The organism is Prochlorococcus marinus str. MIT 0919 (genome assembly GCF_027359375.1).
Taxonomy (GTDB): Bacteria; Cyanobacteriota; Cyanobacteriia; order PCC-6307; family Cyanobiaceae; genus Prochlorococcus_D.
Genome location: NZ_CP114779.1, coordinates 220212 through 245530, shown reverse-complemented (window position 1 = coordinate 245530; position 25319 = coordinate 220212). Strand labels below are relative to the sequence as shown.

General features: G+C 36.1%; 26 protein-coding genes and 1 tRNA gene. 18 read left to right on the top strand and 9 right to left on the bottom strand.

Going from position 1 to position 25319, the window contains the following annotated elements:
* Window position 1: 1 nt before the first annotated feature.
* From O5635_RS01600 to dnaK, 5 genes are all read right to left on the bottom strand, one after another.
* Window positions 2-442, bottom strand: a complete 441-nt coding sequence (locus O5635_RS01600; RefSeq protein ID WP_036903036.1) for a peptidylprolyl isomerase — start codon at window positions 440-442, stop codon at window positions 2-4.
* 101 nt (window positions 443-543) lie between these two features.
* Window positions 544-1458 carry an N-acetylmuramic acid 6-phosphate etherase gene (murQ, locus tag O5635_RS01595; RefSeq protein ID WP_036903039.1) on the bottom strand — a complete coding sequence of 305 codons (915 nt, stop codon included), beginning with the start codon at window positions 1456-1458 and terminating at the stop codon, window positions 544-546.
* A gap of 31 nt (window positions 1459-1489) precedes the next feature.
* Window positions 1490-1894 carry a DUF3110 domain-containing protein gene (locus O5635_RS01590; RefSeq protein WP_036903042.1) on the bottom strand — a complete coding sequence of 135 codons (405 nt, stop codon included), beginning with the start codon at window positions 1892-1894 and terminating at the stop codon, window positions 1490-1492.
* Between the two features lie 39 nt (window positions 1895-1933).
* Window positions 1934-2932, bottom strand: coding sequence for a DnaJ domain-containing protein (locus tag O5635_RS01585; RefSeq protein WP_036903045.1), 999 nt, complete (start codon window positions 2930-2932; stop codon window positions 1934-1936).
* Complete coding sequence (gene dnaK / locus O5635_RS01580) at window positions 2916-4910, bottom strand: molecular chaperone DnaK (RefSeq protein ID WP_036903712.1); 1995 nt, start codon at window positions 4908-4910, stop codon at window positions 2916-2918. Before dnaK ends, O5635_RS01585 begins: the two co-directional genes overlap by 17 nt.
* Window positions 4911-5063: 153 nt before the next feature.
* On the opposite strand from dnaK, the gene pstC reads away from it, so the two are divergent.
* Genes pstC through pstB form a run of 3 tightly spaced genes read left to right on the top strand, consistent with a single transcriptional unit; the run spans window position 5064 to window position 7774 of the window.
* A complete protein-coding gene (pstC, locus tag O5635_RS01575; RefSeq protein WP_036903047.1) occupies window positions 5064-6014 on the top strand; it encodes a phosphate ABC transporter permease subunit PstC in 951 nt (316 codons plus the stop codon).
* A gap of 15 nt (window positions 6015-6029) precedes the next feature.
* A complete protein-coding gene (pstA, locus tag O5635_RS01570; protein WP_152557321.1) occupies window positions 6030-6923 on the top strand; it encodes a phosphate ABC transporter permease PstA in 894 nt (297 codons plus the stop codon).
* 38 nt (window positions 6924-6961) lie between these two features.
* The gene (gene pstB / locus O5635_RS01565; protein ID WP_036903052.1) at window positions 6962-7774 is read left to right on the top strand and encodes a phosphate ABC transporter ATP-binding protein PstB; all 813 of its coding nucleotides are present in this window, start codon (window positions 6962-6964) and stop codon (window positions 7772-7774) included.
* Window positions 7775-7836: 62 nt separating this feature from the next.
* Here the strand turns inward: pstB and O5635_RS01560 are convergent.
* Window positions 7837-7923, bottom strand: a tRNA-Ser gene (locus O5635_RS01560).
* Window positions 7924-8031: 108 nt separating this feature from the next.
* On the opposite strand from O5635_RS01560, the gene O5635_RS01555 reads away from it, so the two are divergent.
* From O5635_RS01555 to psaK, 9 genes are all read left to right on the top strand, one after another.
* Window positions 8032-8907 (top strand): inositol monophosphatase family protein, encoded by an 876-nt coding sequence (locus tag O5635_RS01555; RefSeq protein WP_036903055.1) that lies wholly within the window; start codon window positions 8032-8034, stop codon window positions 8905-8907.
* A 26-nt stretch (window positions 8908-8933) separates the two neighbouring features.
* Window positions 8934-10112: an ATP phosphoribosyltransferase regulatory subunit gene (locus O5635_RS01550; protein WP_036903058.1), complete on the top strand. Its 1179-nt coding sequence runs from the start codon at window positions 8934-8936 to the stop codon at window positions 10110-10112.
* 7 nt (window positions 10113-10119) lie between these two features.
* Window positions 10120-10350, top strand: coding sequence for an indolepyruvate ferredoxin oxidoreductase subunit alpha (locus O5635_RS01545; protein ID WP_036903714.1), 231 nt, complete (start codon window positions 10120-10122; stop codon window positions 10348-10350).
* A gap of 76 nt (window positions 10351-10426) precedes the next feature.
* Window positions 10427-12322, top strand: a complete 1896-nt coding sequence (htpG, locus tag O5635_RS01540; protein WP_036903061.1) for a molecular chaperone HtpG — start codon at window positions 10427-10429, stop codon at window positions 12320-12322.
* A 57-nt stretch (window positions 12323-12379) separates the two neighbouring features.
* Window positions 12380-12616 carry a 50S ribosomal protein L28 gene (gene rpmB / locus O5635_RS01535; RefSeq protein ID WP_036903064.1) on the top strand — a complete coding sequence of 79 codons (237 nt, stop codon included), beginning with the start codon at window positions 12380-12382 and terminating at the stop codon, window positions 12614-12616.
* 23 nt (window positions 12617-12639) lie between these two features.
* Window positions 12640-13191: a peroxiredoxin gene (locus O5635_RS01530; protein ID WP_036903067.1), complete on the top strand. Its 552-nt coding sequence runs from the start codon at window positions 12640-12642 to the stop codon at window positions 13189-13191.
* Window positions 13192-13194: 3 nt separating this feature from the next.
* Window positions 13195-13497, top strand: a complete 303-nt coding sequence (locus O5635_RS01525) for a DUF2499 domain-containing protein (RefSeq protein ID WP_036903070.1) — start codon at window positions 13195-13197, stop codon at window positions 13495-13497.
* Window positions 13494-13820: a DUF3593 domain-containing protein gene (locus O5635_RS01520; protein WP_036903073.1), complete on the top strand. Its 327-nt coding sequence runs from the start codon at window positions 13494-13496 to the stop codon at window positions 13818-13820. Before O5635_RS01525 ends, O5635_RS01520 begins: the two co-directional genes overlap by 4 nt.
* A gap of 78 nt (window positions 13821-13898) precedes the next feature.
* On the top strand, window positions 13899-14159 hold the full coding sequence (gene psaK, locus O5635_RS01515) for a photosystem I reaction center subunit PsaK (RefSeq protein ID WP_036903074.1): 261 nt from the start codon (window positions 13899-13901) through the stop codon (window positions 14157-14159).
* 19 nt (window positions 14160-14178) lie between these two features.
* Here the strand turns inward: psaK and O5635_RS01510 are convergent, their stop codons facing one another.
* Both O5635_RS01510 and dxs read right to left on the bottom strand, forming a co-directional pair.
* Window positions 14179-15375: an NAD(P)/FAD-dependent oxidoreductase gene (locus O5635_RS01510; protein ID WP_036903076.1), complete on the bottom strand. Its 1197-nt coding sequence runs from the start codon at window positions 15373-15375 to the stop codon at window positions 14179-14181.
* Window positions 15376-15388: 13 nt separating this feature from the next.
* Complete coding sequence (gene dxs / locus O5635_RS01505; protein ID WP_036903079.1) at window positions 15389-17320, bottom strand: 1-deoxy-D-xylulose-5-phosphate synthase; 1932 nt, start codon at window positions 17318-17320, stop codon at window positions 15389-15391.
* Window positions 17321-17438: 118 nt separating this feature from the next.
* On the opposite strand from dxs, the gene ilvA reads away from it, so the two are divergent.
* The 3 genes from ilvA to O5635_RS01490 all read left to right on the top strand — a co-directional run bounded on the left by ilvA (window position 17439) and on the right by O5635_RS01490 (window position 19880).
* On the top strand, window positions 17439-18983 hold the full coding sequence (ilvA, locus tag O5635_RS01500; protein WP_036903081.1) for a threonine ammonia-lyase, biosynthetic: 1545 nt from the start codon (window positions 17439-17441) through the stop codon (window positions 18981-18983).
* A gap of 74 nt (window positions 18984-19057) precedes the next feature.
* Window positions 19058-19555, top strand: coding sequence for an SMC-Scp complex subunit ScpB (gene scpB / locus O5635_RS01495; RefSeq protein WP_036903084.1), 498 nt, complete (start codon window positions 19058-19060; stop codon window positions 19553-19555).
* A 22-nt stretch (window positions 19556-19577) separates the two neighbouring features.
* The gene (locus O5635_RS01490) at window positions 19578-19880 is read left to right on the top strand and encodes a YggT family protein (RefSeq protein ID WP_269607732.1); all 303 of its coding nucleotides are present in this window, start codon (window positions 19578-19580) and stop codon (window positions 19878-19880) included.
* Window positions 19881-19894: 14 nt separating this feature from the next.
* Here O5635_RS01490 and O5635_RS01485 read toward each other — a convergent pair whose 3' ends face one another.
* Entirely contained in the window at window positions 19895-20224 is a 330-nt protein-coding gene (locus tag O5635_RS01485) for a nucleoside triphosphate pyrophosphohydrolase family protein (RefSeq protein ID WP_036903085.1), read from the bottom strand.
* 77 nt (window positions 20225-20301) lie between these two features.
* On the opposite strand from O5635_RS01485, the gene pyk reads away from it, so the two are divergent.
* The 3 genes from pyk to ftsH all read left to right on the top strand — a co-directional run bounded on the left by pyk (window position 20302) and on the right by ftsH (window position 25315).
* Window positions 20302-22056, top strand: coding sequence for a pyruvate kinase (pyk, locus tag O5635_RS01480; RefSeq protein ID WP_036903087.1), 1755 nt, complete (start codon window positions 20302-20304; stop codon window positions 22054-22056).
* Window positions 22057-22063: 7 nt separating this feature from the next.
* Complete coding sequence (locus tag O5635_RS01475; protein ID WP_036903089.1) at window positions 22064-23293, top strand: ABC transporter permease; 1230 nt, start codon at window positions 22064-22066, stop codon at window positions 23291-23293.
* Window positions 23294-23407: 114 nt separating this feature from the next.
* On the top strand, window positions 23408-25315 hold the full coding sequence (gene ftsH / locus O5635_RS01470) for an ATP-dependent zinc metalloprotease FtsH (RefSeq protein ID WP_036903091.1): 1908 nt from the start codon (window positions 23408-23410) through the stop codon (window positions 25313-25315).
* Window positions 25316-25319: the final 4 nt, after the last annotated feature.

Here is a 25319-nt window from a genome sequence, read left to right as displayed (position 1 = left end):
GTTAATCGTTAATGGTCACTTTGATAATTCTAGATCCATCGACCAAGGACAAAACGACATCCATATCAGAAGTATGCCCGAAAACGGTATGAACACCATCTAAATGTGGCTGAGATTCATGGACGATAAAAAACTGACTTCCACCAGTATTTTTACCAGCATGTGCCATTGAAAGCGATCCAGGAAGGTGCTGCTTAGTGTTAATTTCACAATCAATCTTATACCCTGGCCCTCCAGTCCCAGGCATTCCTGTCGCTCCTTCGCGAGTATTAGGACACCCTCCTTGAGCCATGAAGCCTTTTATAACTCTATGAAAAGCTAGGCCGTCGTAAAAGCCCTGGTTTGACAATTTTACAAAGTTAGCAACGGTATTGGGAGCATCATCACTAAACAATTCTATGTTGATTAATCCTTTATCAGTTTCAATAATTGCTTTAACCATTAATTTAGAATTAGACTAAGTTTTTTTATTATAATGGAAAATTAATTACATGTCTATAATCTTCTTATATCAGAAAGCTTATTAAAATATAATACTAAGTTTCAAATTTTCTTAAAAGAACTTATTGATTCTCTTAAGTTGAAATTATTATTTTCTAATAAGTGTTCAGCCGAATCTAAATCCAACTCAGTAAAGGCTATAAGAAGAGCTAACTTAACAGAGCCTTTGGATCTTTCTAATAGAGCTATAGACTCTGTACGTTCTAAATTTGCTAAATCAGATAAAATTCTAATTGAGCGGTCTAATAGCTTACTGTTAGAAGCAGATAGATCAATCATTCTATTCTTATAAACCTTTCCTAGGCGAACCATTACACAGGTAGAAATTATATTTAGAACCATTTTTGTTGCTGTTCCTGCCTTAAGCCTTGTCGAACCTGTTAGTACTTCAGGTCCAGTAATTATTCTGATATCGATATCAGAATTAAAAGAAGCCTGTTCTTTTGGAACAGAAGCAATTGAGATGGTTAGAGAGCCTATAGATTTTGAATGGTCGATAGCAGAAGTTACATAGGGAGTAGTTCCACCTGCTGTTATACCTACTAAGCAATCTTTGCTAGAGAATCCCTTTTTGACTAAATCAGAAATTGACAAGCTTTGGCTATCTTCTAAGTCTTCTGAGCTTCGAAGGAGTGAATTGTAGCCGCCAGCAATAATACCTTGCACCATCTCAGGGGGAGTGCAAAAAGTAGGTGGGCATTCGGCTGCATCAAGGACTCCAAGACGTCCTGACGTACCTGCACCTATGTAAAATAATCTTCCTTTATTTTTTAACCTAAAAGATATTGAATCTATAGCTGAAGCAATAGTAGGTATAACCTTCGATACTGCAACTTGAGGCATCAAGTCTTCTTTAGAAAATAATTCAACAAGTTCTAGAGTACTTAAATTATCTAAATCATAAGAATTCTGATTCGACTCCTCTGTTAATAAATGCCCTCTATTGGAAATTTCCATAAAATCAAGTATTGAATATGCTGATTTTATTTTATAAAAGATCTTCTAGCTTTTTTCTAAAAGAATCTATATCTGATGAATCTTTTTTATCTGTACAATCATCTTGTTGCGAAATAGTTTCATCCTGCCATAAACTTACATCTAAATTACTTTGTGGTGGAGATAAAAGCAGTCTTTCTTCATCGGTTTTAGGTATGAACCCTTTATGGACTAGTTTTGAAGAATAACCAGAATCCTTACAAAAAATCTCAACTTCATCACTATTAATTAGTTCAATATTAGGACGAGGAAAGTCTTGGGCTTCTAATAAGCCACAATATCTATCTGCATCATCTCGATCTTCAAACATTAAAACTATTGTTTCTCCTTTTAATTCTAAAGAGTGAATTCCTTCATTCTCTGTGCCTGACGAATAAAGAAGAATATATACAAGCATAGCTTAAATTTATATTGTATAATTAATTATATAAATTGTTCATGCCTTAAATCTGTCGAAAGACAATTCTTGTAGTCTTCTGTATAAAGCTAATTCAGCCTCTGAAAGATCTTCTGGTATGACAACAATAATTTCTACAATTTGATCTCCGCATAATTCTTCATATTGTAAGCCTCTCCCTCTCAATCTCAATAATCTGCCTGAAGATGAATTAGGTGGGACTTGTAAAGTTACAGGTCCATTTAGAGTTGGAACCTCTATAGCACATCCAAACAATGCATCCTGAGGGAATAATTCAAGTTTATAAAATACTCTTAGACCATCTATTCTTAAATTATCTTCAGTTTGGACGCGAAGTTGTAAAAAATGATCTTCGCCACCTATAACAACTCCAGAAAGTCTCAATCTCCAACCATCGCCTGCAAATGGTGGCGTATTAACTTCAACAAGAGTTCCATCTACCAACTCAATTTGTATTGATGATCCTAATAGGGCCTCTTCTGGTGATAATTCAACAAGTGTTTCAATTTCAGTTGCTTTTCTTACAGGAGGGGATGGCTTTGGAGACTTAGCAGGGACAAAATTTGATTGATCATATTGAGAACTATTGTTATATAAATCATCCTCTAGTTCATCCTCTAGTTCATCCTCAAATTCATCCTCTAATTCATTTTCGAAATTATTATCAGGTTCTGTTTCTTTTGATTGATATTTATTATATGGATCATTCTCTATTTCTATACCTAAAACAATCTTTATATATTCATCATAAGTTGGGAAACCATTTGAAAAAATATCATCAGAAGCCTTAAAAGAAATATTTGAAGATTCCCAGGAGGCTCTTTTCTTAGGGTCAGAAAGAACTGCGTAAGCTTCATTAACTAGTTTAAAACGATCCTCTGCATTGACATCATTTACATTTAAATCTGGATGCCATCTTCTAGCTTCTTTCCTAAAGGCTGTCTTAATTTGTATAAGATCACTACCTGGAGAAATACCAAGTATCGACCAATAATCTGGTTTAGTAGTAGATGTCATTATCCCATTGATCTAAATCTCTACGTCTAGAAGTTGAGTTTGTATCTCGTCGACTGGGAGTGTAATCCCAAGGATCGTCATCCCAATAATCCTCTGAGAATAGTTCGTCTTTTAATGAACCAAAAGTGTTTCTAATGCCTTGAATTGGATTTGAATCGGAATTTTTTTCTGCTGAAATCCGTCGATTTAAACCAAAAAGAGCTTCTTGCAGTGAAGAAACTGCTAAATCCAACTCGGAAAGATCATTACGCTCGAGGGAATCTTCCACATCCCTTATAGAGACTTCAACGGCGCGTTGCTGGCGCTCTGCACCATAGGGACCTAGCTCAATTGATGCATCTCTTAGCCGCCTTTCAGCTTGAGCTAATAAAGTCAAGGCATTGTTCCTTTGATCTATTGAAGCCCGTTTACGTCTGTCTTCGTTTGACTTTTCTTTAGCTTCTATAATTAATTTTTTAACTTCATTTTCATTAAGATTAGTACCTCCTGTAATACTTACTGATTGCTTTCTACCAGTAGTTCTATCAGTTGCACTAACTTCTAATAGACCATTTGCATCTATATCAAAAGCAACTTGAACCTGAGGGATTCCTCTTGGAGCAGGTGGGATCCCACTTAAACGAAATTTCCCAAGTGACTTGTTATCAACAGCTAATTGCCTTTCTCCTTGCCAAACATGTATCTCTACAGAGGATTGATTTGATTCAGAAGTACTAAAAACATCTGCTTGCCTAACTGGAATTGGTGTATTTCTTGGAATTAAAACTTTCATTAGACCTCCTACTGTTTCCAAACCTAAAGAAAGCGGAGTTACATCATTTAAGAGCAGGTCCCTAAGTTCACCAGTTAATATTCCTGCCTGAACTGCAGCTCCAATAGCAACAACTTCATCTGGATTAACAGATTGACAGGGAGTAATGGGAACAAAAGATTTTACTAATTCTTGAACCATAGGCATCCTTGTACTGCCTCCAACTAAAACAACTTCATCTATATCATTTGTTGTCCAATCTGAATCTCTAAGTACAGATTCAACTGGATTTAAAAGTCTACTTAATAATTCTGAGCAAAGTTTTTCAAAAGTTTTTCTATCTAGTTTGGTCTCAATATGAAGTGGGCCTTCCTTTCCAGTAGCAATAAAAGGCAACGAGATAGGTGTTGTACCTACACCAGAAAGTTCTTGCTTGGCTTTCTCGGCTGCTTCTGAAAGTCTCTGAAGAGCCTGACGGTCTCTTCTTAAATCAATTTGATATTGCTTTAAAAAATCTTCAGCAAGCCAATCAACAATCTTTTGATCAAAATCATTTCCTCCAAGTTGGGTATCACCAGAGGTTGCCTTTACATCAAAAACTCCATTGGAAATTCTCAACAATGAGACATCAAAAGTACCTCCACCCAAATCAAAAACAAGGACACGGGAAGAGGAGCTCTTATCAAAGCCGTAAGCCAATGCAGCAGCTGTAGGTTCATTTAGAATTCTGTCAACATTTATACCTGCTAATAAGGCAGCATCTCTTGTGGCCTGTCTTTGGGCATCATTAAAGTAAGCAGGTACTGTTATTACAGCAGAATCTATAGATTCACCTAGATAAGTTTCTGCGTCATCAATAAGTTTTCTGATAATACTTCCAACTAATTCCTCCGGTGCATACTCTCTTTCAGTAACAGGGCAAACAGCTCTAACATTGCCTTGATCATTGGATTTAACGGTGTAAGGAACAGAAAGGCTGTTTTCATCAAGTTCATCCCAGCCCCTACCAACAAAGCGTTTTAAATTAGAAAAAGTGTTACGAGGGTTTAGTACTAGTTGTCTCCTTGCTTGCTGACCTACCAACAATTCAGATTCTTTTGTATAACCAACTACTGAAGGAGTTGTTCTTGCACCTTCCGCGTTGGCTATCACGCAGGGTCTACCTGCCTCCAAAACTCCTATGACGGAGTTGGTAGTACCAAGATCAATTCCAACGATCCTGCCCATAGCAGTAACTATTGAACCCCCACGGTAACGACGATTAAGAATAGAACCAATTTTATTTTGTACTGATGTCCACAAATATTTGTTTGCTTAAGAATTTATTAGTGAAAAAAAACAATATATCAAATAAATTTATTTTAAGTTCGATCATGAGAAGTGACTGATGCGACACCAAAAAAATATACCAATAAGACCAGACCAATCACTGAAAAGCTTCTTGACAAAGGCTTTAAAAGACTCACTGTAGTTTTGGCCTCTATGGTTGCAGTTGTTCTAATATCAATACTCGCAGTAGTTTTTATAGAATCAATCGGATCAATGAGTAGATATGGATTTAAATTTTTAATTACTTCAGACTGGAACCCCGTTACTGACGAGTATGGAGCATTTACAGCAATTTATGGAACCATGCTGACTTCTTTAGCATCTCTTTCAATAGCTGTTCCATTAGGGGTTGGAACAGCAATATTCATTACTGAAAATATAATTCCTCAAAGAATAAGGACGCTTATTGGGTTAATGGTAGAACTTCTGGCTGCAATACCTTCTGTAGTTCTTGGGCTTTGGGCAGTATTTATTATGGAACCTTTTATAAGGCCTTTTTTACTTTTTATATATCAAAAATTTGGATGGATTCCATTCTTCAGTTCAGAACCAGTTGGACCAGGACTTGCACCTGCAATACTGATTTTGGTTGTGATGTTATTACCTATTATCACTTCAATTGCAAGAGATTCATTAAATCAAGTACCTAGTAGATTAAGAGAGGCAGCATATGGAATCGGAGCAACAAGATGGAGCGCAATATTTAACGTGATTCTGCCAGCAGCAATATCTGGAATCACAGGTGGGATATTACTTGCACTTGGAAGAGCGATGGGAGAAACAATGGCAGTAACAATGATAATAGGAAATTCAAACAACTTTAGTTGGTCATTATTATCTCCCGGTTATACTATATCTGCAATGTTGGCAAATCAATTTGGCGAAGCAGATGGCAGCCAAGTATCTTCACTAATGTATGCTGCATTTGTACTGATGTTATTAACATTAGGAGTAAATATACTCGCTCAGTGGATTGTGAAGAAATTAAGCCTTAAATACTAATCAATTAATTCTATAATGATGAATAAAGACCTAACATTCAAACCAGGACTTAAACGCAATATAACTAATAGATTGTTTACGATATTAGCATTTATGTTTGCGTCAATAGCAATACTTCCATTAATTCTGGTTCTATTCTATGTTGCAATAAAAGGATTATCTATTATTAGTCTTGATTTATTAGTGCTAGAGCCACAGCCACCTGGCGATGACTTAACTACAGCAGGTGGTATTGGTAATGCAATAGTAGGAACAGTAATAATTACAGGGATTGCTTCTCTAATTGCAATACCAATAGGAGTAGGTGGTGGTATTTATCTTGCTGAATATGCGAAAGAAGGTATTTTTTCAAAATTCATAAGATTTGGTACAAACGTTTTATCAGGTATACCTTCTATAATTGCAGGGGTGTTTATATACGCACTAATAGTTGTTACCAAAATACTATTTGGAAGTATGTTTAGCGGGGTTGCAGGGGGAATTGCTCTTTCAATACTTATGCTTCCTACAGTAATTAAAACAACAGATGAGGCCCTAAAACTTGTTCCAGATGACCTTAGGAGAGGTTCATTAGGATTGGGTGCATCAATGTTTACAACTATCATAAGGGTAACATTGCCAAGTGCATTTAGATCAATTAGCACAGGTATTGTTCTTGGAATAGCTAGAGCAGCAGGAGAAACTGCTCCATTAATCTTTACTGCTTTATTTTCTTACTATCATATAACTGGTATTCAAGATATTCTATATGAAATGAGCTCATTATCAGTTCTTATATATAACTTTGCGCTGGAACCTTATAAAGCCCAAAATGATTTAGCATGGGCTGCTTCATTTGTACTTGTTATAATATTGCTAGGAATTAACTTACTTTCAAGATGGATAAGTAGTATTGCTGCAAAAAACTAACTTATTCCTAAAATAAAACTAATGAAGTATGTAACTAGATGAAATCCCAAGTAAATAAAAAAAAGAATAAGGGGATCTCAATCTCATTTCAAAATGTAACTATAAGTTATGGAGAATTTGATGCTGTAAGGAACGTTTTCTTTGACATTCCTAAAGCAAAGGTAACTGCTCTAATTGGCCCTTCAGGCTGTGGAAAGTCTACTGTTCTTAGAGCCATGAATAGAATGAATGATTTAATACAAGGATGTTCCTTAAAAGGTCGAGTTCTTTTTGAAGGTATAGATATTTATGATAAAAATATTGACCCTGTTGAAGTTAGAAGAAAGATTGGTATGGTTTTCCAGCAACCAAACCCATTTCCAAAAAGTATCTATGAAAATATTGCATTTGGTGCAAGGATCAATGGATACACAGGGAATATGGATGAACTGGTTGAGAGCTCTCTTCGTAAAGCTGCTGTTTGGGATGAGTGTAAAGATAAACTAAGTGAAAGTGGGTGCTCATTGTCTGGTGGCCAACAACAAAGATTATGTATAGCTAGAACAATTGCAATTGAACCAGAAGTAATACTTATGGACGAACCATGTTCTGCACTTGACCCTATATCAACTTTGAAAATTGAGGAAACAATTCATGAACTTAAAAAAAGTTATACGATAGTAATTGTCACCCACAATATGCAACAAGCATTAAGAGTAAGTGACATGACTGCTTTTTATAATGCTGAAGAAATAGAAAACTCTTTAGGTGGAAAAGTTGGCTATCTTGTAGAGTTCAATGAAACTGAAACTATATTCAAATGTCCTTCACAGAAACTTACTCAAGATTATGTTTCTGGAAGATTTGGGTAGAGACCTTCACTAACATGAAGGTTAAAAATAAATAGTTATCCCTTTAGAAATGAAAAAAATAACGGAGAGAGAGGGATTCGAACCCTCGATAGAGTTGCCCCTATACAGCATTTCCAGTGCTGCGCCTTCGACCACTCGGCCATCTCTCCAAGAAATCTCTTATGAGTTTTATGAATCTAGCAGGGAGTTAGAATAAAGTTAAATATAAATAACCAAATAATCGGATAATGAAAACATACCTAAATTTCATATAGCAAATGGAAAAACTTATTTGCATAAAAGCTTTTGAAAAGTCAGGTCTCAAAGAGTCTGACTTACTCTTTTTAACTGAGATAGCTAAAAAAGCAGCTATAAAAGGAGGAGAAATATTAATGAGGTATTACGGTGATATAAATACCATAAAAACCAAAGGGAGAATTGGAGACCTTGTTACTAATGCAGATATAGAAGCAGAAGAAGAAGTAATAAAACTACTAAGTGATGCAACTTCTGAAATAGGTATTCTGGCTGAAGAGAGTGGATTAAGTGGTAAAAAAAAAGATTTAATGTGGTGTATAGACCCACTTGATGGAACTACTAACTTTGCTCATGGTTATCCATTTTTTGCTACATCAATAGGTCTAGTTTTCAATGATCTACCTATACTTGGAGCAATTAATGTTCCATTTTTAAAAGAGCTTTACTCAGCTTGCCCCACTTTAGGTTCTTTTTGCAACAACAAACAACTTAGGGTTTCAGAAACAACTTCATTAATTGATTCACTTTTAGTGACTGGATTCGCTTATGACAGACAATCAGTTGTAGATAACAACTATGCGGAATTTTGCTGGATGACTCATAAAACAAGAGGTGTTAGAAGAGGCGGCGCAGCAGCAGTAGACATGGCGTTTGTGGCTAGTGGAAGATTAGATGGTTACTGGGAAAGGGGTTTATCAAAATGGGATATAGCTGCTGGCGTTCCAATTGTTGAATTAGCTGATGGCAAAATTAGTGACTACAAATCAAATCAGTTTGACCTTAACAATGGAAGAGTACTAGCTAGTAATCGATTAATCGAGAAAGAGTTAATTCAAGAACTTTTGAAGATAAGGCCATTTGATGAGAAGTCATATACTCAAAACAACCCAAAATAAACTAATCATTCATTTCTAAGAAGTTTATGCCAATACAAAATGTCTCTGGTAGCAAGGACCTAAATCCTCAACAAGTCGAGGAGAACAATTTTCTGTTATCAAAGCTTGCAGATGTATATAAGAGATGGGGTTATCAAGAAATTTCGCCAACAAAGGTTGAGACTCTAAAAACATTAACTGCTGGTGGAGCTATCAAAAGCAAAGAAGTACTAAAAATTGTCGGTGATGAGCCATTGGGCTTAAGGCCTGAAATGACAGCGAGCATTGCTAGAGTAGCTGCAACTAGATATGCTAAAAGGCCAAGACCATTAAGACTTTGGACCTCTGGAACAATCTTTAAAAGCAGGCAAGAGAGTGACGGGAAAGTCTCGATAGATGAAAACTTACATAGTGGTGTCGAAATTTTTGGCGACCAAAGTATGGAAATAGAGGTCGAATTATTATCTCTATTGATGGATTCACTAAAAGTTCTAGAATTAAAAGATTCAGTAAATCCTGTACTACTGATAAGCCATACTTCCTTAATAGAAATAATAACTAAACGTTATAATGAAAATATTAAGTATAAAATTAGAAATATACTTACAGGTTTCAATTTATTAGAGCTTGAGAGCTTGGACATAGATAAAAAAGATATAAAGCATCTTAAAGATCTATTAAAACTAAGAGGAAAGCCTGAATTTGTAATAAAGCATTTGACAGATATTTATGGAGAAGAAAAATCCTTTAAGGAGTTAAGCTACCTTTTTGAAATAATTAGTCAAATGAGTAATTCGTGCAACATAGAGATACAATTAGACCCTACATTTATGCCACATTATAAACTTTATAATGGAATTACTTTTCAATTAGTATGCCAAGGTAATAATTGTCCAAAAGTTATAGCATCAGGCGGTAGGTATGATGAACTAGTGAGGATATTTGATGCTAACAATAAAGAACACAGTGGTGCTGGCTTCAGCTATTCAATTGAAAAAATAAAAGAGTTAGATATATTGAGTGAACAAATTAAAAATAAGACTGAAAAGATACTTATAGCGTATTCTCCCTCCAAGAATATAAAAGATGCGCTTCGGTCTCAACATTTGTTTCATCTAGAGGGTAAAATTGCCATTATTGAACTTAAATCATGTAAAAACGAAAATACAGCCAAAGAGTTGCTAAAACTAAGAGATTGCAACAAACTTTACTGGATTGATAATTAAGCAAAACATGCCACATACTATAGTTAAGGATATTTGCGAAGGGGAAGGTACATGTGTTAATGCATGTCCAGTAGCCTGTATAAAACAAGGAATTGGTAAAAACATTAAATCTAAAAATTACTATTTCATTGAATTTAGTACTTGTATAGATTGTGGGGTATGCCTTGAAGTTTGCCCAGTCAAAGATGCAGTAATATCAGAAGAACGGCCAGATTTGCAAGGCAACCAAGGTAATTAGGTACGGTGAATACTCCTATCGTGAAATTCAACAAGTCAATAAAACGACTAAAATTCAGAAAATAAGAGGTTTTTTTATGTCCTTAATTGAAGAAGGTCGCATTCAAATTCATACAGAAAATATATTCCCCATTATCAAAAAGGCTGTATATTCAGATCATGAGATATTCTTAAGAGAGCTAGTTAGTAATAGCGTTGATGCTATAAACAAAAGACGTATGGCTTCTATAGCTGGTGACTGCGAAGAAGGTGATCAAGGTAAAATAAATATTACTATTGATAGAGAAAAGAAGACATTAACATTCTCAGACAATGGTATTGGAATGAGCTCAGATGAAGTTAAGAAGTATATTAATCAAGTTGCCTTTTCAAGTGCTGAGGAATTCCTGGAAAAATATAAGCAAAATGATGAAGGTATTATTGGACACTTTGGACTTGGCTTTTACTCTAGTTTTATGGTTGCGAAAAACGTAGAGATAATAACTAAATCAGCAAATACCGACCATGAAGCTATTAAGTGGGCTTGTGATGGTTCACCAGCCTTTGTTCTTGAAAAAGCAGAAAGGGAAAAACCAGGTACAGATGTAATCCTTTATTTGTTGGAAGACGAATTGGAATATATAGAACCTTCAAGAATCAAAACACTTATTCAAAAATATTGTGATTTTATGACAGTAGAAGTATGCCTAGAAGGAGAAGTTATAAACAAAATGGATCCTCCGTGGAAAAAAAGTCCTAGTGAACTTAAAGATGAAGACTATATAGAACTGTACAAATACTTATATCCATTTCAAGGTGATCCTCTTTTATGGATTCATTTAAACACAGATTATCCTTATGATCTTCAAGGGATACTTTTCTTTCCAAGAATTTCCGGCAGAGCAGACTGGGAACAAGGTGAGATAAAGCTTTATAGTAACCAAGTATATGTAAGTGATTCAATAAAAGAAGTTGTACCTAGGTATTTATTGCCACTAAGAGGGGTTATTGATTCAACGGATATACCCCTGAATGTAAGCAGGAGTGCTCTTCAAACAGACAGGAAAGTAAGGTCTATTGGAAATTTTGTTGCAAAGAAAATTGCCTCTAAATTGAAAGATATAAAAGAAACATCTCCCAAATTTTATTCAAATATTTGGGATTCTATAGCACCCTTTATAAAAATAGGAGCTATGGAAGATGAAAAGTTTTCAGAACAAGTAAAAGACCTTATAATTTTTAAAACTACATATCATGGAGAAAAAGATGAAGAAGTCATAAACAATGAAAAAGATAATTTTACCACTTTAAATAGTTACATCAATCGCCTCAAAGATAGTTCAAGCAAACGAATCCTTTATTGCACAGATGAAATTGGTCAAGCCAATGCACTGGCTCTATGGAAAGATCAAGGTAATGAAGTGCTTCTAACAGAAATGGTAGTAGACTCTCAATTCATACCATGGCTTGAAAGTAAAAACGAAGAAATTAAGTTTCAAAGAGTCGACTCAGAACTTGATGAAAGTATTACTGAGAAGAATCCCGAAATAAAAACCCAAGACGGAGAGAGTCAGTCCGAAAATATTAAGGAGTTAATTAAAAACGCTTTAAAAAATGAGAAGGTGACTATTCAAGTCCAGTCTTTAAAAGGTAAAAACCCTATCCCTGGAATGATTCTATTGCCAGAGCAAATGAGAAGGCTCAATGATATAGGCGCTCTTATGGAGCAAAAACTGCCAGGGCTTCCTGAATATCATGTACTACTAGTAAATAAAAACCACCCCTTAGTAGAAGGCCTTCTAAAACTAAATTCAACTGGGATTATCGTAGAAAAGAGTGGTAAGTCACAAAATGAAGAGCTTACAGAGGAAATAGCTCAACACATCTATGACATGGCACGTTTAAGCATAGGTGGGCTTAGCCCTAAAGAAATTTCTGAGTTTCAAGCTAGAAACGCAAATATAATGGGCAAGCTGATTTCCAAAGCAACTTGAACTACTGATTATTTGTTATCATATTTTCTATACAAATACCCTACTCGGAAGAACTAAATGTCAAGAGTATGTGATCTGTCTGGTACCAGGGCTAATAATGGAATGGCTGTAAGTCATTCCCATATCAGAACAAAGAAATTACAGCAAGCCAACCTTCAAAATAGAAGGCTTTGGTGGGAGGAAGGAAAAAAATGGATAACTGTGCGCATAACTACTAGAACACTCAAATCAATTCAAAAAAAAGGCCTAGATGCATATGCCAAGTCAAAGGGTATTAATCTAAATAAAATTTAAGGCTATAGTTATATTATACTTAAATGAATTTTTTAAATAGGTTTTTTTTTAGATTAATAGCTAGTTTAATTGTTTTTCTAATATTTTCTAATTCAATATATGCCGTTGAGAATATAACTCCAGATATAGGTAATAAAGCCCCTGAATTTATACTGGAAGGGTATTCATCCCAATTTCCAGAAAAGAATTTATGGAAACTTTCGGATTTATCTAATACATGGGTTGTTCTATATTTTTATCCAAAAGACTTTACGAATGGATGTACAATTGAAGCAAAAGGTTTTGACAAGTTAAATAAAAATTTTATCAATAGGAATACAACAGTAATAGGCATAAGCAATGATCAGGTAAATGAACATGAGTCATTCTGCTCAAAAGAAAGTCTATCAATAGTTCTTTTAACAGATGAGGATGGAAAAGTTAGTGAGAAATATGGTTCTTGGAACCCTCCCTATAGCAAGAGGAATACATTTCTTATAGATCCAGATGGAAATATAAAATATAAATGGCTGGGAGTTATTCCATCTAAGCATCCTCAAGAAGTATATAAAAAATTAATAGAGTTAGAGAAATAAGCTATGCATTCATTATCACTAGGAACTTGGGTAATACATATGGCAACACTTATAGAATGGACATTAGCAATTTTTCTGATTTCAAAAGTTGCTGAAAAAACAAAAATCAAAGCATACAATTGGCTTGCTATAGCAATGCTCCCAAATTTAGCCAGTGCCATGGCCGCAATTACATGGCATATATATGACAATTCTGAAAAACTTATTGGCTTAGTTGTAATACAGGCAATACTTACCACACTGGGGAATATATGCCTTGCTATTGCAGCATTACATCTTTTGCGTACCGAGAAGAAGAAGGCATGAACTTTCTTGATTCCTTATCTATTTTCACATCATTTGAATCAATAGATCCAGGTCCTTTCTTCGTTATTTCCTTAATACCTTACTTGGCATTTCTGTACTGGGCACAACAAGGCTCTTTAATCCCAAAAACTTCATTGCTGGGATTTAAACTAACTCTGTTATTCGTTTTGGTTTCTATAATATGCTCTGTTTTTGCTAAAACACTTTACAACCAAGATTTATCAAATGTAGACCCATTGCATGGGGGCGCAGAACTTTTCTTAGCCATAAGCGATGGCTTAGTAGTGCTTGGATTTTTTAAGCTACTTAATGAAAAGAGTTGAAAACTCTTAAGAGCTAGGACTAGTTTGTGGTCAAATGCGCTTTATCGACGAGAATATGTATGGTGATTTAAATGTGTAATGATCACAACCTTATTAGCTACAGCAGATCCCGTGACTTTTCATTGGTCTCCTAAGTGTGCTGTAGTAATGATCCTCTGTAATGTTCTGGCATATGCAATTGCCAGGGCCAACATCGCAAAGCCTAATGAAGGCTTTGAACTACCAAACTCAAAATACTTTGGTGGATTGAGTCATGCCTCTGTAGTTGCAGCAAACTGCTTAGGACATTTATTAGGGATAGGCTCAATCCTAGGGCTGGCAGCGAGGGGTGTCTTATAAGTTGAAATACCCCTATTTTTTATCTCAAACCAAATAAATAGGGTATCAACCGCAGGCCAAACCTTCCAAATTTATATTCAAATAAGACATTACTAATGTCCTCCGCGTTTGCTTTTTTATAAAGTCCGTGGAGGATTTTAATTATTCTCTTGTCTGCTTTTTTATCAGATAGTCCCCACCAAGTTTTCTTGGCTATCTTGTTCGAAATAATCCAACGCCATCCAAACTTTCTATTTAGGTCATGCTGATATTTGGATAATTTATAAAATTCATTGATACTATTAAATTCATTCCCTTTGCAAAAGTCAATTAATATTCTTGACAAAATATTTGCACTTGTAATTGCATGTCGAATGCCTTCTCCACCTAAAAGATTTGAAGTGCTAATCGCATCGCCAACTCCCAAAACTCGGCCCTGGAAGTGAACCTCAGAACGCATAATAGTACTTCTAATTATTCCCCCATGTTTATCAAGTATTGGCATATCATTAAGACTGTTGGCTTTTAATAAGCTTCTTAATTGAGATAAATTTGATCCCATATTGTTATATGGTGGTAACTGACAAACCCCTATTTTAATTCTATTATTTGACATCGGGAATATCCAACCATATCCATGTTTAATCCATTGCGAACCAATGAAAAAACTAAGACTTGAGCCCCATTTCTTAAAACTTTGTTTACTACATTGTAGTATCCACTCTATTCCATTCCCAGCGAGAAGCTGATCTCTTTTGTCGTGATTTACTCCAAGTAGAGAGCGCTTATAGCCTGTTGCATCAATAACAATATTTACTTTAAGCGTTTTCTTAACACCATTTTTCGAAACTAAAAAAACAGAAGCATGACTTTCAAAAGAAATAACTTTTAAAACTTTCCACCCTAAAAGAAGATTTACGCCAGATTGTTCAGCTTTTTCCCATAAGTATTGTCTATATTTTGCGAAATCCAAGACAACTCCCAAGTTGTCAACTGAACTCCACTGAAAGCACTGTGCATCTGGTCCATAGATATGCCAATTTGACCAATAACTTGATATGGCTTTATGAGGAATTAGATTCTCATTAACTGCACTTATAGGTATAGCAGCACTAGAGAAAGCGTTTTTCGCAGGATCATCTAATCGTTCTACAAGTATTACATTTAAACCAAAATCCGAGAGGATATTTGCCAAAGTAGACCCTGCTGGTCCGGCACCTGCAATTAAAACACTCACTAATTAATTAAGTTTATATAGATTGAGAGCTTTTATTACTTAAAAATAATTTCTCTGAGTTATCCCATCCAAATCTTTTTTTAATTGATTGAGTCATTTTATCCGGCGTTAAGCCTAGTGATTCCTTGCTTTGTTGTGGGCTTGCATGATCAACCAATTTATCAGGTATACCAATTCTGAATGTAGGTACCATAAGATCTTGATCTGAAAATGACTCAACTACTGCTGATCCAAACCCACCTAAAAGAGTTCCTTCCTCCATGGTCACAACTTTCCCAATTCTTCTGGCGAGCGGATGAATCAGAGCTTGATCGAGAGGTCTTAAGAAGCGGGCGTTAACGACTGTAGTACTAATACCTGAGTCTTTAAGTAAAGATGCTGTTTTAATAGCTGGAGATACCATTGCCCCATAAGCCAAAATCAATAGATCATCTCCTTCTAGAAGAAGTTCACCTCTACCAATCTTCAAAGGTTCCCAACCTTCTTCCATCAAAGTAACTCCTTCACCTGGCCCTCTTGGTATTCGTAAAGCACAAGGTCCATCATGCTCTAAACACGTAATCAACATTCTCTGGAGCTCGCTCTCATCTTTTGGAGCCATAACGGTGAAATTTGGAACAGATCTTAAATAACTAAGGTCATATTGGCCTTGATGAGTTGGTCCATCAGCTCCAACAATACCTGCTCTATCAAGGACAAAAGTAACTGGCAACTTCTGTATACCTACATCATGAATTAATTGATCAAAGGCTCTTTGAAGAAAAGTACTATATATAGCCACTACGGGTCTCAATCCATCACAAGCCATTCCAGCTGCAAGCGTTACAGCATGTTGCTCAGCTATCCCAACATCAACATATTGATCAGGTATGGCCTTTTGCAAGAGATCTAGTCCTGTACCTGTGGCCATGGCTGCTGTTATTCCGACAACTTTATTATTCTGCTCGCATATTTTGACCAATGTTTGACCAAACACCTTGCTATAACTAGGAGGTTTAGGAGATTTTGAAGGAATAGACTTTCCAGTAGTTAAGTCAAATGCAGATTGGGCATGGTATCCAACCTGATCTACTTCAGCATATGGATAACCTTTACCCTTAGTAGTAGCAACATGTACTAGAACTGGTCCTCCTACTCTATGAGCAGCCTGAAAACTCCTAACCATCTGCCCAATATCATGGCCATCTATTGGGCCCATATAAGTAAAACCTAACTCCTCAAAAACAGCACCTACTTTAGGAACAGCCAACCTCTTTACACTTCCTGTTAGAGATTTAAGCTCTGGTGGTATGTCCTTCCCTATAAAAGGTAAATTTTTCACACTTTCTTGAACACTGTCAGAAATAAACTGAACTGGTGCACTATGCCTCATACGATTCAGATAAGTTGATAACGCTCCGACTGGGGGCGAAATCGACATATCGTTGTCATTTAAAACAACTAGAAATGGAGTATTAGGAAGATGCCCAGCATGATTAATAGCTTCTAATGCCATTCCACCAGTGAGTGCTCCATCTCCTATTACCGCAACGCATTTATAACTTTCTCCAAGCCTATCTCGAGCAAATGCCATGCCTAATGCCGCTGATATAGACGTGCTTGCGTGACCAGCTCCAAAATGATCAAAAACGCTTTCTGTTCTTTTTAAATAGCCCGCAACACCATCTTTCTGTCTAAGAGTATTGAAATTTTCATAACGGCCTGTGAGCAATTTGTGAGGATAAGCCTGATGTCCTACATCCCAAACAACTTTATCCACATCCAAATCAAGTGTCTGATATAAAGCAAGTGTCAACTCAACTACTCCAAGCCCAGGGCCTAGATGCCCTCCACTTGTTGAAACAACTTGAAGATGCCTTTCTCTAATCTGGCAAGCGATGTCTTCAAGCTGAGCAGTAGTCAAGCCATGCAATTGATTTGGATGTCTAACATCGCTCAGGCGCATAACCTTTTAATTTATTTATAACAATCTACGAGGTCTTTACTATTTTCGTCCAAAATCTTACTTAATCGAAAATTGCTTAAAAAAAACAAATAACTGCTGAAATTGGCATAATCAAGTAATGGAGGACTATTTGCAAAAAATCCTAAGAGCTCACGTCTACGATGTAGCGGTAGAAACCCCTTTAGAAAAAGCAAAAATTCTAAGCAAAAGATTGAAAAACCAGGTTTGGTTGAAACGGGAAGACCTTCAATCTGTATTTTCATTTAAGTTAAGAGGCGCTTATAACAGAATGACTCATCTAACAGAGGAGGAATTACAAAAAGGGGTTGTTGCCTCAAGCGCAGGAAATCATGCTCAGGGCGTTGCACTAAGTGCTGCTTACCTAAAATGTAAAGCTGTAATTGTCATGCCTATAACAACCCCTGAAACAAAGGTTTCAGCGGTTCGAAATCTTGATGCCGAAGTAATCCTCCATGGAGATACCTATGATGATGCTTATCACGAGGCTAAAAGAATAAATCAAAAGGATGGATTGGTATTTATACATCCTTTTGATGATCCAGAGGTAATAGCAGGGCAAGGAACTATTGGTAGAGAAATTCTTTCTCAAATTGAAACTCCCCCAGATGCAATCTACATAGCAGTCGGAGGGGGAGGACTAATTGCTGGAGTTGCGGCTTATGTTAAAAATCTCTGGCCTAATGTAGAAATAATTGGAGTAGAACCCTATGAAGCATCTGCCATGACAGATTCTTTAAAAGAGGGTAAAAGGATAGAATTGAAGGATATAGGTCTGTTTGCAGACGGAGTTGCCGTTAGCAAAGTTGGAGTACATACCTTTGAGTTAGCTAAAAAATATGTAGACAGGATGATAAATGTGAGCACAGATGAAATTTGTGCAGCAATAAAGGATGTATTTGAAGACACTAGATCCATTCTTGAGCCAGCTGGAGCCCTATCAATAGCTGGTCTTAAATCTGATGTTCTAAATAAAAAATTAACTGGAAAGAGCTTGGTTGCTATAGCCTGTGGCGCAAATATGAATTTTGAAAGACTTAGGTTTGTAGCAGAAAGAGCAGAGCTTGGGGAAGAAAGAGAAGCAATGTTTGCTGTAGAGATACCAGAAAAAGCCGGTAGCCTAAAAAACCTCTGCAAGATTTTAGGAAAAAGAAGTCTGACAGAATTTAGTTATCGAATGTCAGAAGCTGATAATGCTCAAATATTTATGGGGGTAGAGGTAAAGGGTAAATCTGATAAAAACGAACTAATTCATCAAATAAGATCTTTTAACTTTAAATGTCTTGATCTTAGTGAAGACGAACTATCTAAAGTTCACTTGCGACACATGGTTGGCGGAAGGCTGCCAAAAGCATTAAATAATTTGTCCAAAAGGGATTCAAGTGAATTGCTTTACCGCTTTGAGTTTCCAGAAAGGCCAGGGGCTTTAATGCAATTCGTCGATTCCATGAGACCTGAGTGGAGCATAAGTATTTTCCATTACAGAAACCATGGTGCTGATATTGGGAGAATTGTCATAGGGGTAATTGTTGACAATCATGATATGAATAATTGGAAAGCCTTTCTAAAAGAGATTGGATATAAAAGCTGGGATGAAACAAAAAATCCAGCTTATAAACTCTTCCTAGGTGCACACAACGGCTAATCAAGTTATTTTTTAGATAATCAATTGCTTTTTGACCTATCAAAAAAGATGTCGCCCCATTAAAGAGCAATGTCATGCAAGACATCTCACTACCAGCAAAGTTGGAAGCTGTGCTTTATTTAAAAGGGAAACCTCTCAGTATTTCAGAAATGGCTGAGATCGTAGAGCAATCAGAAAAATTGATAGAAGAGGCATTATTTGCATTAATGGCAGGCTATTCTCAAAGAGATACAGCTCTTGAAATAAATGAAAAAAAGGGCAAATATAGTCTTCAACTTCGCTCAGGTCTAGGAGAACTAGTGAAAAATCTCCTGCCAGTTGATATGACTGGCGCAACTTTAAGGACTCTTGGAACAATTGCTTTGAAGAAGAGAATACTTCAGTCAGAGCTTGTTGATTTAAGAGGCTCAAGTGCATATGAACATATAAAAGAACTTGTAGAAAAAGACTTTGTTGAAAGGAAGCGCCAGCGCGAAGGCAGGTCCTATTGGTTAACCCTTTCAGAAAATTTCCATAGAACATTCTCAGTACTTCCTGATATCAAATCAACCAATGACCAGAAAGTGGCCTAAAATAATCCAAATTACTTAAAAGATGGCAGCAACTATTATTTCCAATATTTTTGGGGTTCTAAATCAAACACTTTTGATTTATTCCTACATATTAATTATCAGAGTATTGCTTACCTGGTTCCCAAATTTAGATTGGACAAATCCTATTTTGAGCAATATTAGTGCAATTACAGATCCTTATCTTAATATGTTTAGAGGTATAATCCCTCCTTTAGGAGGCTTAGACATATCTCCTATACTTGCATTCTTAGTTCTTAATCTATCAACAAGCTTAATAAATAATATCCGATTCGCTTTCTTAAATAGCAGTCTATTAAATTACTAATCTTAATTTGCATATCACCTCATATCACCACTGCCCTTAATCCTTCCTCTTTTGGCTCTGCTAGACAACTTATCAAGATTTGTTTGTGCAACATCTTCCAGGGTGAATCCAAATTCTGTAGATAATTGAGCCAAGTACCATAAAACATCCCCAAGTTCATATTTTATTGAATTTTTAACTTCACTATCAAATTTTCCTTGGTTGTCTCTCAATACCTTCTTAACTTTATCAGCGACTTCTCCAGCTTCGCCTACTAGGCCAAGTGTTGGATAAATAGGGTTTTTCCCTGAATTTGGGTAAAGAGCTGTCTCTCTTGATTTGTGTTGGTACTGATTCAGGTCCATGATAAGTAATTAGAAAAGCAAAGAGGAATTTCCGTGTACTCCAAATCTTATTTTTCTGAGTATCAAAGGTCCAGCTAATGACAAAAATACCTTTTAGAAGAAGAACTAAGATCGTTGCAACTATTGGTCCTGCAACAGAAAGCCATGAGAAGATTTCTGAACTTGTCAGAGCAGGAGCAACAACCTTTAGGCTGAATTTTTCTCACGGAGACCATAGTGAGCATCAGCAACGCATTAAAACTATTAGGGAAGTAGAAGCGGACTTGGAAGTAAAAATAGGGATTCTCCAGGATTTACAAGGTCCCAAAATAAGGTTAGGCAGGTTTAAGGATGGACCAATCAAGCTATCTGCAGGGGATGAATTCCTTTTGACATCAAGAGAAGTTGAATGTAATCAAAAAGTAGCAAATGTTACCTATGAAAAATTAATTGATGAAGTTTCAGAAAATAAAAGGATTCTCTTAGATGATGGCAGAGTAGAGATGGTTGTTGAAAAAATAGATAAAAAGGCAAAAACTCTTCATTGCAAGGTTGTCGTTGGAGGAATACTTTCAAATAACAAAGGTGTAAATTTCCCAGATGTTCAATTATCTATAAACGCTTTAACAGAAAAAGATAAGAAAGATCTTGCATTTGGTCTTTCTCAAGGAGTTGATTGGGTCGCCTTAAGTTTTGTAAGAAACCCAGCTGACATGAAAGAAATAAAAGAATTAATAAGATCTCATGGCTTTACTACTCCAGTAGTAGCCAAAATAGAAAAATTCGAAGCTATCGACCAAATCGATTCAATACTCCGTTTATGTGATGGGGTAATGGTTGCGAGGGGAGATCTAGGGGTTGAAGTCCCTGCCGAAGAAGTTCCTTTACTCCAAAAAGAATTAATCAAAAAATCGAACAGTCTTGGGATACCCATTATCACTGCAACTCAAATGCTTGATTCAATGGCATCAAGTCCAAGACCAACTAGAGCAGAAGTTAGCGATGTCGCAAATGCAATTCTCGATGGTACAGATGCAGTAATGCTTTCAAATGAAACTGCTGTTGGAGACTATCCAATTGAAGCAGTGAAAACGATGGCAACTATTGCTAGAAGGATTGAGAAAGATTATCCCCAAAGAGCCCTAGAGAGTCATCTTCCTAGTACCATTCCTAATGCTATAAGTGCAGCTGTGAGCTCTATTGCTAGACAATTAAATGCAACCGCAATATTGCCTTTAACCAAAAGTGGATCTACAGCTCATAATGTTAGTAAATTCAGACCTCCTACTCCAGTTCTTGCTATTACAAGTGAACCAACTGTCGCCAGAAGACTTCAATTAGTTTGGGGTGTAAGACCATTAGTAGTTCCAACACAAGAAACAACAACTAAGACTTTTGGTTTGGCTATGGAAATAGCACAAAATTATGGTCTACTCAAACCTGGCGATCTTGTTGTCCAAACGGCAGGCACACTCACTGGCATAAGTGGTTCCACTGATTTAATAAAGGTTGGGATAGTTAACGATGTTATTGCTAGAGGTAAATCTCAAAGTAATAATTCAATAAGTGGCAAAATAAGATTAATAAAAGAAATTGTTGATCTTTCAGAAATAAAGCAGGGTGAGATAATAGTTATTCATAAAAAATTGGTTGATCTTCCAAAAGCAATTAAATATGCAGCTAGTATAATTTTTGAAGGGGAGAAGAGCAAAGGAGTCACATTAGATGTACCTTATATTGAAGAAGTTGAAGGAATAACTGATATCGTAAGGAATGGAGATATAGTTACAATAAAGATGAAAGATGGTGTTATTTATAGAGGTAACTCGCAAAGTATATCGCCAAGATTGTAATTGAATAATGTCAAGGAAGATATCAATTAAAGAGATTTTGTTAATGTCAGTAAGGACATTAAGAGCAAATAAGCTGAGAAGTTCCTTAACAATGTTAGGTATTATAATTGGCAATGCATCTGTAATAACACTAGTAGGGGTAGGGAAAGGTGCGCAAAATCTGGCCGCGAACCAACTTAGCAATTTAGGTGCAAATGTACTTTTTATAGTTCCAGGTAATAATGACACAAGGCGTAGAGGAATAGCTTTTCCAAGAAATCTTGTACTAAAAGATGCACAAGCAATAAGAGAGCAAGTCCCAACAGTCAAAAGAGTTGCACCTCAAATATCTTCTAACGAGGTTATTCAATTTAAGTCCAAAAGTTTTAGTTCATCAATTCTTGGAGTTACTCCAGATTTCCTACAAGTTAGAAGTTTCGAGATAGCTAATGGAAGGTTTATATCCAAGGAAGATATAAATTCTGCAAGAAATGTTTCTATAATTGGCTCCGATTTAAATTCGGAGTTGTTTAAAAATAGTAAAGCTATTGGAAGAAAGCTAAGAATAAAAGATCAATCTTTTGAAATAATAGGAGTTATGGAACCTAAGGGAGCAGTTTTTGGAAGCAATCAGGATAAAAACGTATATATACCTCTTTCAACTATGGTAAATAAGATCACTGGCAAAGACCCTACATTTGGTGTAAGTTTAAGTTTTATAAGCATAGAAGCAATCAATGAAAAATCAATCAATCCTGCTAAGTTTCAAATAACTAATCTACTTAGGCAAAGACATAAGATAAGTAAGGATGATGATTTTGCAGTTAGGTCACAGAAAGATGCACTAAGCATTGTCTCCTCAATAACAGGAGGCTTAACACTTATGCTAGCTGCTATTGGTGGAATATCTTTAATAGTTGGTGGCATAGGAATTATGAACATAATGCTCGTATCTGTAAGTGAAAGAACTGAGGAAATAGGATTAAGAAAAGCCTTAGGTGCTAGAAGTACCGATATTCTGCTTCAATTCCTTATTGAATCTCTAATACTTTCTATTCTTGGTGGTGTTGTGGGGACAATTGTAGGTATAGGTTCAGTTGGCTCAATAGCTCTTGTAAGTCCTTTACCAGCAGAGATTGGGGCAAAAATAATACTAATCACAGTTTCATTATCTGGATCTATTGGTTTAGTCTTTGGAGTATTACCAGCAAAAAGAGCTGCAAAACTTGATCCAATTGTTGCCTTAAGAAGTTTATAAAAATTACCTAGGGTTACATCATCTCCTAAAAACTTTTATTAAATACAAGCAACCATTAAAAAAAACCAACAGTCAAGGGGCAAATCACCCTAGAATAAAAAAAAATCTTTATTTATGAATCAGAGATTAAGGCTAATACTTCTTTGGTTGCTCCCTATAGGCATGATTGTCCTAATAAGTTGGCAAGTTCTTGGGAATGGAGGGACTCAAGTAATCAGTCAAAGCAATTCTTCTCTTAGTTCAAGAAACTCTGCAGTCTCAAGAATGAGTTATGGAAGATTCATTGACTATATAAATTCAGGTCGTGTTACCTCTGTAGATATTTTTGATGGTGGTAGAAATGCAGTTGTTGAAGCTATAGATCCTGAGTTAGACAATAGGGTTCAAAGAATAAGAGTAGACCTTCCTGGCTTAGCCCCAGAACTTATAAATAAGCTTAAGGAGGAAGGCATAAGTTTCGATATACATCCAACAAAAACACCTCCACCTGCCCTTGGAATAATTGGTAACCTCTTCTTTCCAATTCTTTTAATTGGAGGATTAATATTTTTAGCTAGAAGGTCGAATTCAATGCCCGGTGGACCTGGGCAGGCTATGCAATTTGGTAAAACAAAAGCAAGGTTTGCAATGGAGGCGGAAACAGGAGTGAAATTTGATGATGTAGCAGGAGTAAATGAAGCAAAGCAAGATCTAGAAGAGGTGGTCACATTTTTGAAACAACCAGAAAGGTTTACTTCTGTGGGTGCTGAGATACCAAAGGGGGTTCTACTCGTAGGTCCTCCTGGGACTGGTAAAACACTTCTAGCAAAAGCAATTGCTGGCGAAGCAGGGGTACCTTTCTTCTCTCTATCAGGTTCAGAGTTTGTTGAAATGTTTGTTGGAGTAGGAGCAAGCAGAGTAAGAGATTTATTTAAACGGGCAAAAGAGAATAGTCCTTGTTTGATTTTTATTGATGAAATAGATGCAGTTGGAAGACAGCGAGGTGCGGGAATTGGCGGAGGAAATGATGAAAGAGAGCAAACTCTTAACCAATTGCTTACAGAAATGGATGGTTTTGAAGGAAATAGTGGGATAATTATTATTGCTGCAACAAATAGGCCGGATGTTCTAGATTCAGCATTGATGAGACCTGGAAGATTTGACAGACAAGTATCTGTAGATGCACCTGATATAAAAGGTCGACTATCAATACTAGAAGTTCATTCAAGGAATAAAAAACTTGACAAGGTTTTATCTCTTGAAAATATAGCAAGAAGAACTCCAGGTTTTACAGGAGCAGATCTTGCAAACTTGTTAAACGAGGCAGCTATACTTACAGCCAGGAGAAGAAAGGATTCAATCAGTATTTTAGAGATAGATGATGCAGTAGACAGGATAATTGCAGGAATGGAAGGTCAACCTTTAACTGATGGAAGAAGTAAACGATTAATTGCATATCACGAAGTGGGACATGCAATTATTGGTTCACTTGTAAAAGATCATGACCCTGTACAAAAGGTAACTCTAATTCCTAGAGGTCAAGCAAAAGGTCTTACATGGTTCTCTCCCGATGATGAACAAATGCTAGTTAGCAAGGCTCAATTAAAAGCAAGAATAATGGGAGCCTTAGGTGGAAGAGCAGCGGAAGATGTTATTTTTGGAGACGGAGAAGTAACTACAGGAGCAGGGGGAGATATTCAACAAGTTGCATCAATGGCTCGTCAAATGGTTACAAGGTTTGGGATGAGTAATTTAGGTCCAGTTTCACTAGAAAGCGGCTCGCAAGAAGTTTTTATTGGAAGAGATTTAATGACCAGAAATGATATTTCTGATGCAATAGCCAAACAAATAGATGACCAAGTTAGAAAAATAGTAAAAGGCTGTTATAAAGAAACACTAGAAATAATCAGAAACAACAAAACAGCAATGGATAAACTTGTAGATATACTTGTTGAGAAAGAAACTATGGACGGAGATGAATTTAGAAAGGTTCTATCAAACTATTCAAATATTCCTAATAAAAAGAAAGTAGAAAATGAGTAATTGC

Bases quoted from the DNA above. Each gene is read 5' to 3' on its own strand.
- O5635_RS01585 (WP_036903045.1), bottom strand. From the start codon at position 2,932: ATGACATCTACTACTAAACCAGATTATTGGTCGATACTTGGTATTTCT.
- O5635_RS01550 (WP_036903058.1), top strand. From the start codon at position 8,934: ATGCCAATACAAAATGTCTCTGGTAGCAAGGACCTAAATCCTCAACAA.
- pstB (WP_036903052.1), top strand. From the start codon at position 6,962: ATGAAATCCCAAGTAAATAAAAAAAAGAATAAGGGGATCTCAATCTCA.
- pstA (WP_152557321.1), top strand. From the start codon at position 6,030: ATGATGAATAAAGACCTAACATTCAAACCAGGACTTAAACGCAATATA.
- O5635_RS01525 (WP_036903070.1), top strand. From the start codon at position 13,195: ATGCATTCATTATCACTAGGAACTTGGGTAATACATATGGCAACACTT.
- O5635_RS01485 (WP_036903085.1), bottom strand. From the start codon at position 20,224: ATGGACCTGAATCAGTACCAACACAAATCAAGAGAGACAGCTCTTTAC.
- psaK (WP_036903074.1), top strand. From the start codon at position 13,899: ATGATCACAACCTTATTAGCTACAGCAGATCCCGTGACTTTTCATTGG.
- rpmB (WP_036903064.1), top strand. From the start codon at position 12,380: ATGTCAAGAGTATGTGATCTGTCTGGTACCAGGGCTAATAATGGAATG.
- O5635_RS01600 (WP_036903036.1), bottom strand. From the start codon at position 442: ATGGTTAAAGCAATTATTGAAACTGATAAAGGATTAATCAACATAGAA.
- murQ (WP_036903039.1), bottom strand. From the start codon at position 1,458: ATGGAAATTTCCAATAGAGGGCATTTATTAACAGAGGAGTCGAATCAG.
- ftsH (WP_036903091.1), top strand. From the start codon at position 23,408: ATGAATCAGAGATTAAGGCTAATACTTCTTTGGTTGCTCCCTATAGGC.
- htpG (WP_036903061.1), top strand. From the start codon at position 10,427: ATGTCCTTAATTGAAGAAGGTCGCATTCAAATTCATACAGAAAATATA.
- dxs (WP_036903079.1), bottom strand. From the start codon at position 17,320: ATGCGCCTGAGCGATGTTAGACATCCAAATCAATTGCATGGCTTGACT.
- dnaK (WP_036903712.1), bottom strand. From the start codon at position 4,910: ATGGGCAGGATCGTTGGAATTGATCTTGGTACTACCAACTCCGTCATA.
- O5635_RS01530 (WP_036903067.1), top strand. From the start codon at position 12,640: ATGAATTTTTTAAATAGGTTTTTTTTTAGATTAATAGCTAGTTTAATT.
- scpB (WP_036903084.1), top strand. From the start codon at position 19,058: ATGCAAGACATCTCACTACCAGCAAAGTTGGAAGCTGTGCTTTATTTA.
- O5635_RS01475 (WP_036903089.1), top strand. From the start codon at position 22,064: ATGTCAAGGAAGATATCAATTAAAGAGATTTTGTTAATGTCAGTAAGG.
- O5635_RS01545 (WP_036903714.1), top strand. From the start codon at position 10,120: ATGCCACATACTATAGTTAAGGATATTTGCGAAGGGGAAGGTACATGT.
- ilvA (WP_036903081.1), top strand. From the start codon at position 17,439: ATGGAGGACTATTTGCAAAAAATCCTAAGAGCTCACGTCTACGATGTA.
- pyk (WP_036903087.1), top strand. From the start codon at position 20,302: ATGACAAAAATACCTTTTAGAAGAAGAACTAAGATCGTTGCAACTATT.
- O5635_RS01490 (WP_269607732.1), top strand. From the start codon at position 19,578: ATGGCAGCAACTATTATTTCCAATATTTTTGGGGTTCTAAATCAAACA.
- O5635_RS01555 (WP_036903055.1), top strand. From the start codon at position 8,032: ATGGAAAAACTTATTTGCATAAAAGCTTTTGAAAAGTCAGGTCTCAAA.
- O5635_RS01590 (WP_036903042.1), bottom strand. From the start codon at position 1,894: ATGCTTGTATATATTCTTCTTTATTCGTCAGGCACAGAGAATGAAGGA.
- O5635_RS01520 (WP_036903073.1), top strand. From the start codon at position 13,494: ATGAACTTTCTTGATTCCTTATCTATTTTCACATCATTTGAATCAATA.